The organism is Azospirillum melinis, from assembly GCF_013340935.1.
GTDB classification, from domain to species: domain Bacteria; phylum Pseudomonadota; class Alphaproteobacteria; order Azospirillales; family Azospirillaceae; genus Azospirillum; species Azospirillum melinis.
In genome coordinates this window covers 1-19,014 of the sequence record NZ_WHOS01000013.1, presented here as the reverse complement: position 1 = coordinate 19,014, position 19,014 = coordinate 1, and the positions used below count along the sequence as shown (strand labels likewise).

At 69.5% G+C, this 19,014-nt stretch carries 18 protein-coding genes; 16 read left to right on the top strand and 2 right to left on the bottom strand.

All coding sequences use genetic code 11. The features are described 5' to 3' along the window. The 12 genes from GBZ48_RS12020 to GBZ48_RS11965 all read left to right on the top strand — a co-directional run bounded on the left by GBZ48_RS12020 (position 1) and on the right by GBZ48_RS11965 (position 11,584). Positions 1-918, top strand: coding sequence for a hydroxymethylglutaryl-CoA lyase (locus tag GBZ48_RS12020; protein ID WP_174471270.1), 918 nt, complete (start codon positions 1-3; stop codon positions 916-918). A 103-nt stretch (positions 919-1,021) separates the two neighbouring features. Further along, a complete protein-coding gene (locus tag GBZ48_RS12015; RefSeq protein WP_209798328.1) occupies positions 1,022-2,611 on the top strand; it encodes a class I adenylate-forming enzyme family protein in 1,590 nt (529 codons plus the stop codon). Beyond that, positions 2,608-3,789, top strand: coding sequence for an acyl-CoA dehydrogenase family protein (locus GBZ48_RS12010; protein ID WP_174471269.1), 1,182 nt, complete (start codon positions 2,608-2,610; stop codon positions 3,787-3,789). Before GBZ48_RS12015 ends, GBZ48_RS12010 begins: the two co-directional genes overlap by 4 nt. 12 nt (positions 3,790-3,801) lie before the next feature. Then, positions 3,802-4,683, top strand: coding sequence for a branched-chain amino acid ABC transporter permease (locus tag GBZ48_RS12005; RefSeq protein WP_174471268.1), 882 nt, complete (start codon positions 3,802-3,804; stop codon positions 4,681-4,683). Then, positions 4,680-5,648, top strand: coding sequence for a branched-chain amino acid ABC transporter permease (locus GBZ48_RS12000; protein ID WP_174471267.1), 969 nt, complete (start codon positions 4,680-4,682; stop codon positions 5,646-5,648). The genes GBZ48_RS12005 and GBZ48_RS12000 overlap by 4 nt, the downstream gene beginning before the upstream one ends. Further along, complete coding sequence (locus GBZ48_RS11995) at positions 5,641-6,423, top strand: ABC transporter ATP-binding protein (RefSeq protein WP_174471266.1); 783 nt, start codon at positions 5,641-5,643, stop codon at positions 6,421-6,423. Before GBZ48_RS12000 ends, GBZ48_RS11995 begins: the two co-directional genes overlap by 8 nt. Then, the gene (locus GBZ48_RS11990) at positions 6,420-7,142 is read left to right on the top strand and encodes an ABC transporter ATP-binding protein (RefSeq protein ID WP_174471265.1); all 723 of its coding nucleotides are present in this window, start codon (positions 6,420-6,422) and stop codon (positions 7,140-7,142) included. The genes GBZ48_RS11995 and GBZ48_RS11990 overlap by 4 nt, the downstream gene beginning before the upstream one ends. A 24-nt stretch (positions 7,143-7,166) precedes the next feature. Next, positions 7,167-8,330 (top strand): thiolase family protein, encoded by a 1,164-nt coding sequence (locus GBZ48_RS11985; RefSeq protein WP_174471264.1) that lies wholly within the window; start codon positions 7,167-7,169, stop codon positions 8,328-8,330. Next, positions 8,330-8,746 carry a Zn-ribbon domain-containing OB-fold protein gene (locus tag GBZ48_RS11980; protein WP_174471263.1) on the top strand — a complete coding sequence of 139 codons (417 nt, stop codon included), beginning with the start codon at positions 8,330-8,332 and terminating at the stop codon, positions 8,744-8,746. Before GBZ48_RS11985 ends, GBZ48_RS11980 begins: the two co-directional genes overlap by 1 nt. A 49-nt stretch (positions 8,747-8,795) precedes the next feature. Then, a complete protein-coding gene (locus GBZ48_RS11975; RefSeq protein ID WP_174471262.1) occupies positions 8,796-9,995 on the top strand; it encodes an amino acid ABC transporter substrate-binding protein in 1,200 nt (399 codons plus the stop codon). A gap of 1 nt (position 9,996) precedes the next feature. Further along, entirely contained in the window at positions 9,997-10,767 is a 771-nt protein-coding gene (locus GBZ48_RS11970) for an enoyl-CoA hydratase/isomerase family protein (RefSeq protein ID WP_174471261.1), read from the top strand. Beyond that, entirely contained in the window at positions 10,760-11,584 is an 825-nt protein-coding gene (locus tag GBZ48_RS11965; protein WP_174471260.1) for an amidohydrolase family protein, read from the top strand. Before GBZ48_RS11970 ends, GBZ48_RS11965 begins: the two co-directional genes overlap by 8 nt. A 305-nt stretch (positions 11,585-11,889) precedes the next feature. On the opposite strand, the gene GBZ48_RS11960 is transcribed toward GBZ48_RS11965, so the two are convergent. Then, positions 11,890-13,245, bottom strand: a complete 1,356-nt coding sequence (locus GBZ48_RS11960) for an ABC transporter ATP-binding protein (RefSeq protein ID WP_246307151.1) — start codon at positions 13,243-13,245, stop codon at positions 11,890-11,892. Between the two features lie 91 nt (positions 13,246-13,336). Continuing rightward, positions 13,337-14,236, bottom strand: a complete 900-nt coding sequence (locus GBZ48_RS11955; RefSeq protein ID WP_174471259.1) for a LysR substrate-binding domain-containing protein — start codon at positions 14,234-14,236, stop codon at positions 13,337-13,339. 104 nt (positions 14,237-14,340) lie between these two features. Here GBZ48_RS11955 and GBZ48_RS11950 point away from each other — a divergent pair, with 104 nt between their 5' ends. From GBZ48_RS11950 to GBZ48_RS11935, 4 genes are all read left to right on the top strand, one after another. Next, positions 14,341-15,528, top strand: a complete 1,188-nt coding sequence (locus GBZ48_RS11950) for a trans-sulfuration enzyme family protein (protein WP_174471258.1) — start codon at positions 14,341-14,343, stop codon at positions 15,526-15,528. A gap of 72 nt (positions 15,529-15,600) precedes the next feature. Continuing rightward, complete coding sequence (locus GBZ48_RS11945) at positions 15,601-16,653, top strand: amino acid ABC transporter substrate-binding protein (protein WP_174471257.1); 1,053 nt, start codon at positions 15,601-15,603, stop codon at positions 16,651-16,653. 37 nt (positions 16,654-16,690) lie between these two features. Continuing rightward, positions 16,691-17,851 carry an amino acid ABC transporter permease gene (locus GBZ48_RS11940; RefSeq protein ID WP_174471256.1) on the top strand — a complete coding sequence of 387 codons (1,161 nt, stop codon included), beginning with the start codon at positions 16,691-16,693 and terminating at the stop codon, positions 17,849-17,851. 40 nt (positions 17,852-17,891) lie between these two features. Next, complete coding sequence (locus GBZ48_RS11935) at positions 17,892-18,980, top strand: amino acid ABC transporter permease (RefSeq protein ID WP_174471255.1); 1,089 nt, start codon at positions 17,892-17,894, stop codon at positions 18,978-18,980. Positions 18,981-19,014: the final 34 nt, after the last annotated feature.

The following is a 19,014-nucleotide window of genomic DNA, read 5'->3' as shown; positions in this document are numbered from 1 at the left end:
ATGGACCGCCTGCTGTTGACCGAAGTCGCCCCGCGCGACGGATTGCAGAACCAGCCGACCCTCGTTCCCACCGCCGGCAAGCTTGAGCTGATCCGGCGGCTGGCCGAGGCCGGGCTGACGCGGATCGAGGCCGCCAGCTTCGCCTCGCCCAAGGCGGTGCCGCAGATGGCCGATGCCGAGGAGATCGTCGCCGGAACCCGCTCCCTGCCGGGGATCGAGGTTTCCGCCCTTGCCATGAACGGACGGGGACTGGACCGGGCGCTGGCCTGCGGAACGCCGCAGATCGCCACCGTGGTGGCGGCGACGGAGGAGATGAACCGGCGCAACATCAACATGACGCTGGACCGGGCGACCGCCGCCGCCGAAGAGGTGATCGGCCGCGCCCTGGAGGCGGGTATCGGCGTGCGGGCCTATGTCGCCGTCGCCTTCGAATGCCCGTTCGAGGGGGCGGTGGAGCCGGCCGCCGTCGTCCGGCTGGCGGAGCGCTTCGCCGCCATCGGCGCCGGCGAGGTGGTGATCGCCGACACCATCGGCGCCGCCGCTCCCGGCCAGGTCACCGCCCTGCTGCGGGCGCTGCTTCCCAGCCTGCCGGCGGAGCGGATCGGCATGCATTTCCACGACACGCGCGGCTTCGGCATCGCCAACGCCCATGCCGCCATCGAGGCGGGCATCCGCCGGCTCGACGCCAGTGCCGGCGGGATCGGCGGCTGCCCCTTCGCCCCCGGCGCCGCCGGCAACCTCGCCACCGAGGATGTGGTGCTGCTGGCCGAGAAATCGGGCCTCGCCACCGGCGTCGATCTGCCTGCCCTGATCGACGCGGTCGATGTGGCCGGACGCCTGCTGGGCCGGCCTCTCGGCGGACGGGCCATGCCCTGGCTGAGACGCAGCCACGCGCAGCCCACTGGAGTTCCCGGTTGAGTGCATACCGGAATATTCGACATCATTTGGACAGCCGATAATTGAGACACAAAAGGGAATAAAGTCCTCAACGATCCAATGAAAAGCAGGGAGGAGCTTGGTCATGAGTTTGACAACCGGCATGGACCGACCGGCCGCCGCACTGGTGGCACGGGCCGCCGCCTCCACCGTGGGAAGCCTGTTCCTTTCCACCGCGCGGCTTTATCCGCACCGCATCGCCATCGAGGATGACGGCCAGGACGAGGTCCGCATCCTGACCTTCGCCCAGCTGGCCGAACGGGTGAACCGCAGCGCCTCGGCGCTGGCGGCGCTGGGGGTGACGCGCGGCGCTCGTGTCGCCGTGCTGTCCGAGAACCGGCTCGAATACATCGAGACGCAGCTTGCCTGCGCCCTGCTGGGAGCGATCACCGCCTGCCAGAACTGGCGCCTCAGCCCGCGCGAGCTGGAGCACTGCATCGGCCTCGTCGCGCCGACGGCGATCCTGGTCTCGCCCCGCCATGCGGGCATCCTGTCCGACGCCGCCACCGCCGGGATCCCGGTGATCCGGTTCGGCGCGGAGTGGGAGAGGCGCCTCGCCTCCGCCTCCGCCGACACGCCGCCGGACGTCGCCGAGCCGGAGGATCCCCTGCTGATCCTCTACACCAGCGGCACCACCGGCTTGCCCAAGGGGGCGGTGCTGACCCATCGCAGCCAGCTGGCCCGCATGACGGCGGCGCCGTTCGACCTGGGGGTGCGGCCGGGCAACACGAACCTGTGCTGGCCGCCGCTCTACCACATGGGCGGCACCGAGCCGGCGCACTACGCCCTGCTGACCGGCGGGCGGGTGATCGTGCTCGACGCTTTCGATCCCGACCGGATCGCCGACAAGATCGAGACCGAGCGGTTCGAATGGGTGTCGATCATGCCGGGCACGCTGGGCCGGATGATCGAGGTGCTGGAGCGGCGCGACGTCAGGCCGCTCGGCCTGCGCACCTGCGGCGTGATGGCCGACCTGTCGCCGCCCGCCGAGGTGGCGCGGCTGAGCGAACTGCTGGGCGCCGACTTCCTCAACTGCTTCGGATCGACCGAGACCGGCACCCCGCCGCTGTCCGGCCGCCAGCTTCCCCGCGGCGCCACCGGCGATCTCGGCAAGGCGCCGAGCGTCGGTGCGGAAATCCGGCTGGTCGACCCGGACGACGTCGACGTTCCCGACGGCGGCATCGGCGAACTCGCCATGCGCGGCCCGACGCTGTTCAGTGGCTACTGGAACAACGAGGCGGCGACCCGGCAGGACTTCCGCAACGGCTGGTTCCACATGGGCGACCTGCTCCGCCGCCGGCCGGACGGCCTCTATGATTTCGTCGACCGTGCCAAATACATGATCAAGTCGGGCGGCGAGAACATCTATCCCGCGGAGATCGAGCGCGTGCTGGTCGGCCATCCCGACGTGCGCGACGCCGTGGTCGTGCGCCGGAAGGACGACCGCTGGGGCGAAATCCCGGTGGCGGTGGTGGTGTCCGCCAACCCCCGCCTGGAGGCCGCCGAGCTGTCCGCCCTGTGCCGGCGGGAACTGGCCGGATTCAAGCAACCCAAGGCCATCCACTTCGTGCCGCCCGAGCGCATCGTCCGCTCCACCACCGGCAAGGTGCAGCGCGGCGCCATCGAAAGCTGGGTCGAGAGTTGGGTCGATAGCCAGACGGTGGAGCCATCATGAGCGACAGCCTGTCCACCTATGCCGCCGCCGCCACCAGCGGCGACGCCGCCGAAATCGACGCGCTGGTCCGCACCGTGAGCGGCTTCGTCCAGACCTCCCTGCGGCCGCACGAGGAAACGGTGGACCGCGCCGACGACGTCGATCCCGGCCTGATGCGCGACCTGCGCCGGTCGGCCGCCGATCTCGGCATCTATGGCTACAACATGCCGGAGGACATCGGCGGGCCGGGGTTGAGCCGGGTCGCCATCTCGGCCATCGACGAGGCGACCGGCCACACCAGCATGCCGCTGGCCGAGGCTTGCGGCCATCTGCCGGGATCGCTGCTGTTCGCCGACGCGGCCCAGCGCGACTGGTTCGTCGGGCCGTTGATGCGCGGCGAACGCACCGTCGCCTACGCCCTGACCGAGCCGGACGCCGGGTCCGACCTGAACGCGCTCAGGACACGGGCGCGGCGGACCGACGGCGGCTGGCTGCTGTCGGGCGCCAAGACCTTCATCTCGCATGCGGAGACCGCCGACCACACCATCGTGCTGGCGGTGACCGACCGCGACGCGCCGCTGAAGGGGCGGCTGACCACTTTCATCGTGCCGCGCGGGGCGCAGGGCTTCACCATCGAGCGCCGGTTCCGCAAGCTGGGCTGGCACGGCTACCACCTCTCGGCGCTCAACTTCGACGACTGTTTCGTGCCGGACGACCATGTGCTGGGCGCGCCCGGTGCCGGCTTCGGCGTGATGATGGCGACCATCAACAACGACCGGCTGTTCGTGTCCTGCCGCTGCGTCGGCATGGCCCAGCGGCTGATCGATCTGGCGGTGCCCTATGCCCGCGACCGCACCACCTTCGGGCGGCGGCTGGCCGACCATCAGGCCATCGCCTTCATGCTGGCGGACTGCGACGTGGAGATCGACGCCGGGCGGCTGCTCTGCGCCAAGGCGGCGCGCCTGTCGGACCAGGGACATCCCGACGCCCGCATCGCCGCCTCGCGCGCCAAGCTCTACTGCACCGAGATGGTCGGGCGGGTGGCCGACCGCGTCCTCCAGATCTTCGGCGGGGCCGGCTTCATGGCCGACCTGCCGGTGGAGCGCATCTATCGCGACGCGCGCGGCTTCCGCATCGGCGAGGGCACCTCGGAGATGCAGCGGCTCCAGATCGCGCGCAGCCTGATCGACCGGATGTGAGGACAATCGCGGATGGAAACCACGCTTCTGGCCCAATCCCTGCTGCTGGCCCTGACCACCGCCGGGCTCTATGCCGCCATCGCCTCCGGCCTCACCCTGGAATTCGGCGTCACCGGCATCATCAACTTCGCCCATGGCGAGTTCGTCATGCTGGGCGCCTTCCTGACCTATTTCCTGTACGAGGCGGCGGGCGTGCCGCCGCTGGCCGGCATGCTGCTCGCCGGTCTGGCGATGACGGCGCTGTCCTGGCTGGTCTTCGACGGGTTCCTGTCGCGGGTGCTGAAACAGGACGAGCACAACCAGATTCTCGCCACCATCGGGCTGTCGATCCTGCTGATCAATCTGGCGATGATCGCCTGGACGCCGGACGCCCGGGTGATGCACGCCCCGCCGCTGCTGCCGGCGTTGCAGCTTGGCGACGTCATCGTTCCCGGCAACAATCTGGTCGTGCTGCTGGTCGGCATCGCGCTCTATGCCGGGATGATCTGGTTCATGCGGCACACCCGCCAGGGGCTGCTGCTGCGTCTGGCCGCCGACGACCCGCAGCTGGCGGTTCTGGCCGGGGTGGACGTGACGCGGATGTTCCGCCTGTCCTTCCTGATCGGCGGGCTGACGGCCGGCGTCAGCGGCGGTCTGGTGGCGCTGATCCTCTATGTCCAGCCGCTGGTCGGCGTCGATCTGGTGATGCGCGCCTTCGCCATCGTGGCGCTGGGCGGGTTGGGCAGCATCGGCGGCGCGCTGATCGGCGCGGTGCTGCTGTCGGCGGCGGAGAACCTGACCGCCACCTTCGTGCCGGGCGGGGGAAGCTGGGGCTACGGCGTCGCCTTCGTCATCATCGTCCTGGTGCTGGTCGTGCGGCCCACCGGCCTGTTCGGATCGGAGCGGCGCGCATGAAGACCGGACTCACGCGGCTCCTCCCCTACGCCCTCATCCTGCTGGTCACGCTGGCGCTGGTGTGGATCGACAAGCCCTTCTGGATCCAGCTCGCCATCGGCGTCGCCATCACCGCGATCACGGCGCTGGCCTGGGACATCCTGTCGCGCACCGGCCAGGTGTCGCTGGGGTCGGCCGCCTTCTTCGGCATCGGGTCCTACACGCTGGCGATCTTCGAGCCGCTGATCGGGCTGACGCTGGCCTGGATCGCGGTCGTGGTGGTCTGCGCGCTGGCGGCGACTCTGCTCGGCCTGCTGACCCTGCGGCTGCGCCGGATGTATTTCGCCATCGCCACGCTGGGCTTCGCCCTGTCGATGCAGGTGCTGGTCGTGGTGTTCCCCGATTTGACCGGCGGCTCGGGCGGCATCGCCCCGCCGGTGCTGGCCGACGGCGATCCGCGCTGGCAGCTCGGGCTGATCGGGCTTCTGCTGCTGGCGGCGGTGGCCCTGTCGGACGCGCTGCTCGGCCTGCGCTTCCGCCCGGCCTTCTTCATGATCCGCACCAAGCCGGAACTGGCCGCGGCCAGCGGCGTGCCGGTGGTGCGCATGAAGATCTTCGCCTTCATCGTGTCGGGCGTGCTGATCGGTCTGGCCGGCGCCTGCTACGGCGGCCTCTACGGCTATGTCGTGCCGACCGACGTCTTCACCACCAACTGGAGCGTGCTGCCGCTGGCCATCGCCACGCTGGGCGGCATGGACACCACCATCGGCCCGCTGCTGGGCGCCATCGCGCTGAAGGCGCTGGAGGAGGTGGCGCGCTCGGTGATCGGCGGCACCGGCTATCAGGTGGTCTACGGCGCGGTGATCATCCTGTTCGTCATCGCCATGCCGCAGGGGATCGTCGGCCTGCTGCGCAAGGCCGGAACGCTGGCCGGGCGCCGCACCGCGGCCGGCGAGAAGAAGAAGGAGCGGGAACGCCATGCCTGACACAGCCTCTCCCGATCCCACCCGGCGGTCTGCACCGCCATCCGGCGGGGCGATCCTGGCGGTCGAGGATCTGACCGTGGCCTTCGGCGGCCTGAAGGCGCTCGACGGGGTGTCGCTGTCCATCGCGGCGGGCGAGATCACCGGCCTGATCGGTCCCAACGGCTCGGGCAAGAGCACGCTGGTCAACACCGTGTCGGGCCAGCTTCCCGTCCGCGGCGGACGCATCCGCCTGCATGGCGGCGACGTGACCGGGCGGCGCCCCGACCGGATCGTCCGCGCCGGGATGGCCCGCACCTACCAGATCCCGCGCGTTCCCCCAACCCTGACCGTCGAGGAGGTGCTGTCGGTTCCGCTGCTCTATGCCGGGCGTGACCGCCACCGGCTGCCGGGGCTGGGCGACGCTGCTTCCATCGCCGCCTTCTGCGGGCTGGGTCCGCTGTTCCGCCGCTTCTGCGGCGACCTGTCGGTGACCGACCTCCGGCGGCTGGAGATTGCCCGCGCGCTCGCCTGCGCGCCCGACCTGCTTCTGCTGGACGAGGCGATGGCCGGCCTGTCGCACGAGGATTCGGTGGAGGTTATGGGCCTCATCCGCAATGTCCACGGACAGGGGATCAGCATCGTGATCATCGAGCATCTGATGCGCGTCATCACCACCCTGTGCCACCGCGTCGTGGTGCTGAACAACGGCCGCCTGCTGGCCGAAGGGGCGCCGGCCACGGTGCTGGCCGACCAGGCGGTGCGGGAGGCTTATCTGGGCAAGGGGTTCGCGTCATGAGCCGCTTCGTCGGGCGGATCGGCGGCGCCTCCTACGACCGCCTGCGCGTCCTCCACCAGCTCGACATCGCGGTGGAGAGCGGGCACATGCTCGTGATCCTCGGTTCCAACGGCGCCGGCAAGACCACGGCGCTGCGGGCACTCGCCGGCACCGTCGCCACCAGCGGCCGCCATCTGGCGCTGGACGGCGAGGACCTGAGCGGCTGCGCGCCCTGGCAGCTTCCGGCCCATGGTGTGGTGCTGGTCCCGGACGGGGCGCGCTGCTTCCCGAACCTGAGCGTCGAGGACAATCTGCTGGGCGCCCATGGCGCCTCGGCGGGTCGGCGGCGGCAAGCGCCCTATGGGCAGCTGCGCGACATGGTGTGCGGCTATTTCCCGATCCTGCGCGACCGCAGCCGCCAGATCGCCGGAACCATGAGCGGCGGCCAGCGCCAGATGCTGGCGATCGGCCGCGCCCTGATGGCCGAGCCGTCGGCCCTGATCCTGGACGAGCCCTCGGCCGGGCTGGCCCCGATCGTCGTCGAGGAGTTGTTCGTGACGCTTGCCAAGATCAAGCGGGAGACCGGCTGCGCCATCGTCATGGCCGAACAGAATGTCGGCTACGCCACCCACATCGCCGACCATTGCGTCGTGCTGGAGGAGGGGCGGACCGCCCTCTCCGGACCGATGGCCGAGGTCGTCAACCATCAGAAGCTGCGCAGCGCCTATCTGGGCATCTGACGCAGCGGAAACGGAGCACACCCCATGCCGGCAGTCGGTTCCGACGTCGTCATCGCGGGCATCGGCGAAACCCCCGTCGGTCGCCTGCCCGGTTGGTCGCCGGTCGAAATCCAGGCGGCGGCGGTTCTCGCGGCGCTGCGCGACGCGGGCTTCGCCCTGTCCGATCTCGACGGGCTGATCAACCTCGATCCCTACGCCACCCCGAACAGCATGTTCTCGTCCACGCTGGCCGAGCATCTGGGCGTGGCGCCCCGCTTCGCCTGCACGGTCGACGTCGGCGGCACCGTCACCGGGATGACCATGCTGCAGCAGGCGGTCTGGGCCATCGAAAGCGGCTATTGCGACGTGGCCGCCTGCGTCTATGGCGAGAACGCCCTGACCGGCCGCCCCGTCGGCGCCCAGGGCCTGCACATGCACAATCTGCTGGGCGGGGAGGAGTGGGAGGAGCCATTCGGCCTGCACGGCATGGTCATCCCCTATGCCCTGCTCGCCCAGCGCTATCTCGATCTCTACGGCGCCACCGACGCGGATCTGGCGGCGGTCGCCCTGGTCACGCGCCGCCACGCGCTGCTGAACGACAACGCGCAGATGCGCAAGCCGATGACGCTGGAGGATTACCGGGCCAGCCGTCTCATCAGCAGCCCGCTGCGCCTGTTCGACTGCTCGCTGGTGTCGGACGGCGGCGGCGCGCTGGTTCTGACGCGGGCCGGACGGGCGCCGCAGGGCCGTGGCCGCGGCGTCGCCATCCGCGCCATCGGCATGAAGACCACCCACAACTCGGTGGCCCTGATGCCGGACATTCCCGGACTGGGGATGGCCGCCGCCGGTGCCGACGCCTTTGATGCGGCCGGGTTGGGGCCGGAGGACATCCAGATCGCCAACCTGCACGACGCCTTCACCATCTCGGTGCTGGTGTCGCTGGAGGCGCTGGGCTTCGCCCGGCCGGGGGAGGGCGGGGCGCTGGTCCGGTCGGGCGCCATGGATCTCGGTGGCCGCTGGCCGCTGAACCCGCATGGCGGCCTGCTGTCCCAGGCCCACATCGGCGGGATGCTCCACATCACCGAGGCGGTGCGCCAGCTGCGCGGCGAGGCCGGGCGGCGGCAGGTGGAGGGCGCGCGCCGGGCGCTGGTCAGCGGCAACGGCGGCATCTTCTCGGTCTGCGGCGCCATGATTCTGGAGAAACCCTGATGCTGGATCTGCTCGCCACCCCGCCGAACCCGACGGGGGCCAGCACCCCCTTCTGGGACGCCTGCGACCGGGGAGAGCTGCTGTTCCCCAAATGCGGACGCTGCGGCCATCTCTTCTTCTACCCGCGCCGGCACTGTCCGCTCTGCGGCGACCCCGGCCTCGGCTGGCAGCGGATGTCGGGCCGGGGCACCGTCTTCTCGCACAGCCATGTCCATGTCGCCTTCCAGGGCGGGGCGTGGGACAGCCAGCTTCCCTACACGGTGGTGCTGGTCGATCTGGCCGAAGGCCCGCGGATGCTCAGCCGGCTGATCGGCGACGATGCCGCGGCCGTGCGGAACGGCGATGCCGTGTCCGTCGTCTTCCCCCGGATCGGCGAGCGCCGATACCCCTTCTTCGAACGCGCCGCCGCCGGCTGAACCGGCGGAGACCACCCGCGGACAACGACCATAAAAACAGGAGGAAACCATGCGCTTCGTGAAACGGCTGGCGGCCGGCGCCGCAGCATTGGGCATCGCCGCGCTGGCGATGGCCGGCCCGACCCCGGCCGCCGCCCAGACGGCGGAGCCGATCCGGATCGGCGTGCCGTTGCCGCTGACCGGCGTGCTGGCGGTGGGCGGCCAGACCATCCTGGCCGGCGTGCAGTTCGCGGCGGACGAGATCAACGCGGCCGGCGGCCTGCTGGGCCGTCCGGTCTCCCTGCTGATCGAAGACACCAAGAGCGAGCCCAACACCGCCGCCACCATCGCCTCCAAGATGGTGACCGAGGACAAGGTCTACGCCTTCGTCGGCGGATACGGCAGCACGGCGGACTTCGCACTGCTCTCCAGCATCAAGCGCTACAAGCCGCTGTTCATCCACACCGGTTCCTCGTCCGTCCGTCTGGAAAAGACCTTCGGCACGGAGGACTGGTACCATCATGTCTACATCTGGGATTATCACCGCCAGAAGGCGGCTTCGAGCTTCCTCGCCTCCATCGATCCCAAGGTCAAGACGGTGGCTCTGGCCTATGAGGACGGGCTCTACGGCGCCGACGCCGCCAAATATGCCGAGGAATATCTGACGAAGGCCGGGATCAAGCTGGTGATGAAGGAGCCGTTCAAATCCGGCTCGCCCGACTTCTCGCCGGTTCTGACCCGCGTCAAGTCGCTGAACCCCGACGCCTTCTTTTCCGTCGGCTATTCGGGCGACAACCTCCAGCTCGTCCGCCAGATGAAGAGCCTGGGGATCAAGCCGAAGCTGACCATGGTGGTGTCGGCCGGCGACCGCCGCGCCGACTATGGCGACATGAGCGAGGGGCTGACCATGATCACCGAATGGTCCACCGCCGACCGCACCCCGGCCGCCGCCGAGCTGATCCGCAAGGTGGAGGCCAAGGGCCAGACCATTGCTCCCGTCTTCCCCCAGGGCTATGTCGGCATGATGACCTTGGCCAGGTCCATCGAAAGCGCCGGCACGCTGGACCAGGACAAGGTGCGCCAGGCACTCTCCACCGCCACCTTCGACACCCCTTACGGCAAGATCGGCTACCGGCCATCGGAGGGCGGCGGGCTGCACCAGCTTCTGTCGGACGAGACGATGGTCATCGTCCAGCACCGCAAGGAGGGCGAGGAAATCGTCTATCCGGCGGCCAAGGCGAGCGGCAAGCTCGTCTATCCGGCACCGTGAGATGACGGTCCGTTTCGAACGGCGCGGATCGGTCGGGCTGATCACCCTGGCGAAGCCCGACCGCCACAACGCGCTGGCCGCCGATCTGGTGGCCGACCTGCTCGCCACGCTCGACCGGCCCGAGGCGCGTCAGGCCGCAGCCCTGGTCATTGCCGGCGACGGCCCGTCCTTCTGCGCCGGGGCCGACATCGGCGACCTGCTGGATGCCGGTTGGATGACGCCGGCACCCGGCGGGCCGACGCCGATGGATGTGTTCGAGCGGCTGGACGGCCATACCCGCCCGACCGTCGCCGCCGTCCATGGCCGGGCGCTCGGCGGCGGGTTCGAGCTGTCGCTGTGCTGCGATCTGGTGGTCGCGACGGCGGATGCCGTCTTCGCGCTGCCCGAACTGGGGCTGGGGGTGGTGCCCAACACCGGGCTGGCGCGGCTGGCGCAGATCGCCGGCCCGCGCCACGCCCTGGACCTGATCCTGACCCGCCGCCGCATCGGGGCTGAGGAGGCGGCGGTGCTGGGGCTGGTCTCCCGCGTCGTCCCGCCCGGAAACGCCGTGGACGCCGCGGTTGAACTGGCGCAGGCCATCACCGACGGGGCGCCGCCGGGAGCAATCGCCACGGTCAAGCGCGCGGTGCGCCGCGCAGACCCCCTCGACTGGACGGCGGTGCGCACGATGCTGGCCGAGCTGCCTCCCGGCGAATGGGCGGAGGGGCTGGGGGCGTTCCGCGACCGGCGGCGGCCCGATTACAGCGAATTCTGGAGGACATCGGATGCGTGACGCCAAATCCTTCCAGGTCTTCGACCTGCATCACCATGTCGGCTCGCTCGACATTGTCGGCGCAAATGGGGGCGGGGCAGGCGGGGGGATGGCGGCGGATGCCGAACAGCGGATCGCCTTCATGGACCGCCACGGCATCGCCCAGGCCCTGCTGATGCCGTCGAACGGCTATCAGGCGCCGAACGGCATCGCCGACACCCGACGGGTCAACGATTCCGTCGCCGAATACCGCGACCGCTGGAGCGACCGTTTCCCGGCGGCGCTCGCCACCGTATCCCCGCTCGAAGGGGATGCGGCGCTGGACGAGATCGACCGTTGCATCCAGGTCCTCGGGATGAAGGGCATCGTCTGGCACCATCGCTTCCAGGGCTGCGCTATCGACCATCCGCGCATGGACGCGCTGCTGGAGCGCGTGCGCCATCACGGCGTGCCGGCCTTCATCCACATCATCGGCGATTCGAAACTGGAATCGCCATGGAAGCTGGAGGTGCTGGCCGAACGCTTCCGCGACGTGCAGTTCGTGGCACTGGATGCCTTCTCGTCACCCGATTTCGCGCATTGGATGCCGCACATCGCGCGGCGTCATCCGAACATCCTGTTCGACACCGGGGTGATGGTTACGGTTTCCCACATGATCGAGCGTTTCGTGCGCGAGGCCGGAGCGCACAGGCTGCTGCTGGGCACGGATTTCTACTCCTCGCCCAAGCTGTTCAGCGTTCCTTTCCCCCTGCTGGAGATCCTGGCCTCCGACCTGACCGACACAGACTGCGCGAAGATCCTCGGCGGCAACGCCCGCCGCCTGTTGGGGCTTGCCTGATAAACAGGCCCGGGCGGTGAATCGACTTGCCGCCGGGCTGAGGTGAAGCGCTTCATCCACCGCCGTCGGCTCCCGCGCCAATTCTCCAGTTCCGGCGCGGGGGCTGACGGAACCATTAAGCGGTTCAGGACGGATAGAATAAATTTCCATAATATACCTTATGCGTTCTTTGATTGTAGGCGCCATGTCAAAATGTCAGTCCCTCGCAACATAGAAGTGTCAGTCTTCCCTCCGGTTTGCGACGGCCGGCAGCGCGACACGCATCGGCTTCTTGCGTTATGCGGCGTCGCATAAGCTCGGCGGCCTCAGGCCAGTGCGTGCAGGCGGCCGTTTTCCAGGCGCAGGCTGCGGTCGGCCCAGCCGGAGAGCGGAAGCGCGCCGTGGCTCGCCAGAAGAACAGCGGAGCCATCGTTTCGGGCGGCCGCCGCCAGCACAGCCAGGGCATGGGCGGCACGTCCCGGATCCAACCCACTCAGCGGCTCGTCGAGCAGAAACAGGCGGGGCCGCCCCGCCACCAGACCGGCCAACGCCACGAGCCGGCGCTCTCCGACGCTGAGGCTCTGCGGCGCGCGGTCCGCCAGCGGGGCGAGACCGAACTGCGCAATCGCCCGGTCCACCCGTTCGGCCCGGTCGGGTGGGCGCAGGCCGGCGCGGGTCAGGGCGAAGCCGATCTCCGTCCGCACCGTCTCGGCGAAGAAATGACGCGGCGGATCCTGCGGCAGGAAACCGACGCGGCCCGGCAGGTCGCGCGGGCTGGGGTTGCGCAGATCGGTGACGGTGACGGTGCCGTCCTCCAGCGGTTCCGCACCGATCAGGCAGCGCAGCAGCCTGCTCTTTCCTGCCCCGTTGACGCCGCTGAGGTGGAAACGCCGCCCCGCCGGCACCATCATCGCAAGCCGGTCGAACAAGGGCGTGCCGTCGCCGCGTGGAACCCGCAGCCCTTCGGCATGCAAGACCGGCGCCTCCGCCGGGCTCCTGCCGTCCTCGCCTGAAAGGTCCTCGCCCGGAACAGTCTCGTCGGGAACCGGCGGCGCCACGCGTCCGGCCGGGGCCGGCATGTGCAGATGGACGGCGGGCAGGCCGGTCAGCCGGTCCGGCCGGTGCTCGCTGACCAGCAGGATGCGCCCCATGGCGAGCCGCCGGCGGATGACGGAGCGCAGCATCTGCACCCCGGCATCGTCCAGCAGGGCGAAGGGCTCGTCGAGCAGCAGCACCGCCGGATCGGCTGCCAGGGCGGCGGCAATGGCGAGGCGGTGGCGTTCTCCCATCGACAGCGTTTCGATCCGGCGGCCGGCGGCACCCTCCAACCCGACTTCGCGCAGGGCATCGGCGATCCGTGCCGCGCTTTCCCCGCTCGGCGGGAGTTGGAGGCGAAGCCCGGCCGTCAGTGCTGCCTCCACCGGGCCGGAGCGCAGGGGAACGTCGGGGATCTGCGGCACGAAGGCGACCGGACAGGCGATCCCCCGCGGCACGGCGATGCCGCCCTCGACCGCCATCACCCGTCCGTCATGTCCCGGCAACCCGGCAAGTGCCCGCAGCACGCTGGTCTTGCCGGTGCCGGTGGGGCCGGTGATCAGGCCGCACTGCCCGGCGGTCAGCTGGACGCGGCCCAGCCGCAGCCATGGCGTTCCGTTGCCCACTATGACGATGGGTGGCTTCATCGCTCGCTCTCCACGCCCCGGCTCCCGGATGAGGGATACGCTATATTCAATAGAATATATCGAGCGTGTGCGCCGCACAAGCCGTCCCGCCTCAGTCGAAGGCGTCCGCCCCGGTGGACGAGAAGGCCATCAATTCCTCGATGCAATCGGCGACGATGCGGGATGGACGCCGGTTCGGCGGCAGCAGGAGCAGGGTGCGCGACCGGATCACCGGCTCGAATGCGCAGGCGACCAGACCGCGGCCGAGATAGGGTTCCGTGGTCAGCGGACTGACCAGACCGCAGCCGATGCCGGCCTGCACCATGGCGCAGACCGTCGTCGAATAGGGGGTCTCCAGCACGATCTTCGGCATCACGCCGTGGGCGGCCAGCACCCCGTCGAGCCGGCGCCGCGCGGTATCCTCCGGAGCCAGGGCAATGAAGGGCGTGCCGTGAAGGTCGGTGGGATGCAGGACCTTGCGCTCCGCCAGCGGATGGCCGGCCGGAACCGCGATCACCAGGCGCTGCTGCATGAACAGCGTCGCATCCACCCCCGTCACGTCGATCTCGTCGGCCGCCAGCCCGACGTCGAACTGGCCGGAGGCGATCAGATCCTTCACCACCGACGACATGCGCGCCTGCACAGTGATCGACACATCGGGATGCCGCAGCTGGAAAGCGCGCAGCGCCTTCGGAAGGATGGTGGTGCTGATCGCCGACTGGCAGGCGACCCGGATTTCGCCCGAGCCGAAATCGCGGATGCGGGCGGCGGCGGCGCGCAGATGGATCAGGCCGGAGAAGGACGAGGACACCTCCTGGAAGAACAGGCGCGCCTCCTCCGTCGCGATCATGCGCCCCTTCGCGCGGTGGAACAGCGGGAAGCCGATCTCCCGCTCCAGCTCCTGGATCGCCTTGCTGACGGCCGGCTGCGAAATGCGCAGCACCTCGGCCGCACGCGATGCGGTGCCGTTGGTCATCACCGCGTGGAACACCTCGACCTGTCGCAGATTCATGCTGCCCCCCTATAACCCAGGGGAATAGACTAGCTGGAAATCAATATTGGACGAAATAGGGCCTTTGCCATCAAATCGGGGGCGTCAGTCAAAGGACGCCTCCCATGAAAGATCTCACCCAATGCGTGGTGAATCCTTCGGTCGCCACCGAAGGATTCGATAGCCTCAGCGTGCCCGTTCACCGTGGATCGACAATCGTCTTCGCCAATGCCGAAGGCTATGCGACACGCGGGGACCGCGGGCACACCGGCTATACCTATGGCCTTTACGGCACGCCCACCACAAGAACGCTGGAAGCCAAGCTGACGGCGCTCGAAAACGGTGCCTGGACTTTCCTTCTCCCGTCGGGACAGGCCGCCAACAGTTTCGCCGTCCTGCCCTTCCTGCAGGCGGGCGACAGGATGCTGATCGCCGACACCTCCTATCCGCCGATGCGCGACTTCGCCAACCGCGATCTGGTCGGGTTCGGCATCGAGGTCGATTACTACGATCCGACCTCCGTCGCCGATCTGGAACGGCGGATCGACGGACGCACCAAGGTTGTGTGGTGCGAATCCCCCGGCTCCACCACCATGGAGGTCCAGGACATGCCGGCCATCGCGGCGGTGGCGCACCGTCACGGCGCGCTGGTCGGCTGCGACAACACCTGGGCCACCCCGCTGAACTTCAAGCCGCTGGACCATGGCGCCGATCTGGCGACCGAAGCGCTGACCAAGTACATCAGCGGCCATTCCGACCTGCTGATGGGGTCCATCACCGTACGGAACGAGGCCCTGATCGCGCCGATCCGCAGCGCTCTCGGCCGCTACGGGATCGGCGTTTCGCCCGACGATGCCTCGCTGGTGCTGCGGGGGATGGAGACGCTGGGCGTGCGGATGCGGCAGGCGTCCGACGGGGCGATGGCCCTGGCCGAACGGCTGGCCGGCCATCCGCTGGTGGCGGAGGTGCTGTATCCCCCCCTCCCCGCCTCCCCCGGCCATGCGGTGTGGAAGCGCGATTTCCTGGGGGCCAGCGGCGTCTTCAGCGTCGTGTTCACGCCCGCGGCGACTCCCCACGTCTCGCCGGCGCTCGACACGCTGCGGACCTTCGCCATCGGCGCCTCCTGGGGCGGCACCCGCAGCCTGATGGCGCCGATGCCGGTCAGGCGCAACCGCACTGCCCGGCCATGGGCCGGCGAGGATCTGATCCTGCGCATCAGCGTCGGGCTGGAGGATCCGTCCGACCTGCACGACGACCTCACCGCCTTCCTCGACGACATCGCCGCACGGACGGCCGGGGCGCAGGCCGCCTGAAGGCGGCGGGGTTAAAACGACCGCCTGAAGGCGGCCGGGCAACAAGCAAGACGACGAACAGGGGTTTCCCGCATGACCGAACAGACATCCGGCCGGCGCCGCGCCGCCCGCCTTGCCATTGCGACAACCGGGGCAATCCTGGCCCTCGCCGCGGCGACGCTTCCGGCGAGGGCCGGGACCACGCTCGATGCCGTGAAGGCGCGCGGCAAGGTGATCTGCGCCGCCAGTTCCGGCACCATCGGCTTCAGCGCGCCGGACGACAAGGGCTATTGGCGCGGCCTGGACGTCGAGACCTGCCGCGCGGTGGCGGTCGCCGTGTTCAACGACAAGGACAAGGCGGAATTCGTGCCGCTCAGCGGCCAGCAGCGGATCCCGGCCCTGCAGAGCGGCGAGATCGACATCCTGCCCCGCACCCTGACCTGGACGATCCAGCGCGACGGCAACGGCATCAACTTCACCACCCCCAACTATTACGAGTTCACCGGCTTCCTGATGCCGAAGACCCTCGGCGTCACCAAGGTTCAGGACATGAAGGGCGCGTCGGTGTGCGTGCAGACCGGCTCGACCACCGAGGTGGTGGTGAACGACGTGTCGCGCGAGCATCAGCTCGGGCTGACCACCGTGGTCTTCGACAGCGTGTCGGCGCTGCGGCAGGCCTTCTTCTCCGGCCGCTGCGACGCGCTGATCACCGACGCGGCGGCGTTGGCCTCCATCCGCGCCACCCAGGCGAAGAACCCGGCCGACTACGTCATCTTCCCGGCAACCCCGTACATGGATGCGCTGACCCCGGCGGTGCGGCATGGCGACGACCAGTGGATGGACATCGTCACCTGGTCGTTCCAGGCGCTGACCGCGGCGGAGATGTTCGGCATCACCCAGGCCAACATCGACCAGAAGCTCGGCTCCGGCGATCCGCGCATCCGCCGCTTCCTGGGGGTGGAGCCCGGCAATGGCACGGCGATCGGGCTGGACGACAAATTCGCCTACAACATCGTCAGGCAGCTCGGGAACTATGGCGAGGTCTTCGACCGCAATCTCGGCGCCGGCAGCCCGCTGAAGATCGACCGCGGCTACAACCGCCTGTTCCGCGACGGCGGGCTGATGTTCCCGCTGGCCTTCCAGTAAGCCCCCCGCATCCGCACGGCAACCGGGAGATCGGCCCATGCTCGTTGCCCAGATCGCCGCCCAGCTCACTGCCCTTTGGGACAGCCCACGCCTCCGGGCCTGGGCCGGTCAGGCGCTTCTGCTGCTCCTCTTCGTCGGGACCCTGGTCTGGCTCGCCGCCAACACGGTGGAGAATCTGGCCGTCCGCAGCATCCGCGTCGGTTTCGACTTCCTCGCCCGCCCGGCCAACTTTCCGATCTCGGAAAGCGTGGTTCCCTACAGCCCGATGGACAGCTTCGCCTGGGCCTATGTGGTCGGGATCGGCAACACCCTGATGATCTCGGCGATGGCGATCCTGTCCGCCACCCTGCTCGGCCTGTTCGTCGGGCTGGCCCGGCGGGCCAGACACCCGATGCTGTCGGGGGTGGCCGGCGTCTTCGTCACGGCGGTCCGCAACACACCGCTGATCGTGCAGCTGCTGTTCTGGTACGCGCTCGCCACCACGGCTCTGCCGGCCCCGCGCAACGCGCTGCACCCCCTGCCCTACGTCTATCTGTCGCAGCGCGGCCTCTATCTGCCGGGCATCGAGTGGAGCGGCAACGGCTGGGGCTTCGCGGCGGGGGCGGCGGCCATCCTCGCGGCCGCGGCGGTGCTGGCCCGGCGGCTGCGCCGACAAGGCCGGACGGCCCCTGCCCTGCCCGCCATCGGAGCGGCGGCGGCTGTCCTGGCCCTCGCCTGGGCCACCGGCATCGGCGCCGCGGCGAGCCTGCCGGAACTGCGCGGCTTCAACTTCAGCGGCGGGATGCGGCTGTCGCCGGAATTCGCGGCGCTGATGGTCGGGCTGGTGCTCTACACCGCGGCCTTCATCGGCGAGATCATCCGCGGCGGCATCGACGCCGTCGGCCGCGGCCAGTGGGAGGCCGGGCGGGCGCTCGGCCTCAGCGAGCGGCAGACGCTGATGCGGATCGTCATGCCGCAGGCCCTGCGGGTCATCATCCCGCCGCTGACCACGCAATATCTCTCGACGGTCAAGAATTCTACCCTGGCGCTTGCCGTCGGCTTCCCGGAACTGGGGCTGGTGATCGGCACCGTCATCAACCAGACCGGCCAGGCGCTGGAAAGCATCGCCATCCTGCTCGCCGTCTATCTGACCATCGGCGCCGCGGTCTCGCTGCTGATGAACTGGTGCAACGCCAGAACCGCCCTGGTCACGCGATGAGTGTCACGCGATGAGCAGGCCGATGAGAGAGTTTCCGATCATGACCATGACCACCGCCATTCCCGCCGCGGCAGCGGACCGACCGCCGAAGCGCCGCCGCACCCCGATCCTGCAAATCCTGTTCGGCGACCTGCTCGCGGCCGGCTTGACCGTGATGACCGGCGCCCTCGTCCTGGCGCTCTTGCCGGCGCTGCGCTGGGGTGTGCTGGATGCCGTGTGGAGCACGGCCGATCCCGCCCGCTGCGGTGCCGGCGGTGCCTGCTGGGCCTTCGTCGCCGCCAAGATCCGCTTCATCCTGTTCGGCGTCTATCCCGCCGACGAGCAGTGGCGGCCGCTGGCCGTGATCGGGCTGGTGCTGGCGATGGTGCTGGTGTCGCTGCCGCCAAGCCATTGGGGGCGCCGCCTGCTGACGGCCTGGGGGGTGGCAATCGGCGCGATGCTGGCGCTGATGTGGGGCGGCTTCGCCGGCCTGTCCTTCGTCTCCACCGCCAACTGGGGCGGCCTGCCGGTCACGCTGCTGCTGGCGATCCTCTCGCTGGGGCTGGGGTTTCCGGTCGCCGTCACGCTGGCGCTCGGCCGCCGCTCCAAGGTGCCGGTCCCGCGCTTCCTGTCGGTGCTGGTGATCGAGGCCATCCGCGGCATGCCGCTGGTCGGGCTGCTCTTCATCTCCTCGATCATGATGCCGCTGCTGCTGCCGGCCGGCTGGTCGGTCGACAAGCTGGGCCGCACGCTCGCCGCCCTGACCATCTTCGCCGCGGCCTATCTGGCGGAGGTGATCCGCGGCGGCCTGCAGGGCGTCCCCGGCGGACAGATGGAGGCCGCCCGCGCGCTCGGCATCCCGGTGTGGAAGGCGGTGTGGCATGTCGTGCTGCCCCAGGCGATCCAGAAGGTCATCCCGCCACTGACCAACACCGCCATCGTCATGGTCAAGAACACCAGCCTGGTGCTGATCGTCGGTGTCTTCGACATGCTGAGCGCCGCGCGCACCGCCGCCTCCGACCCCGTCTGGCCGGCCCCCTATGCGGAAAGCTACCTGTTCGTGGGGGCGGTCTATTTCCTCATCTGCTTCGCCATCTCGCTTTACGCCCGCTGGCTGGAAGGCCGCGTCCAGGAAAAGGATCTGCGCTGATGACCTCCCCTCCGCCCGTCCTCACCCCTGCCCC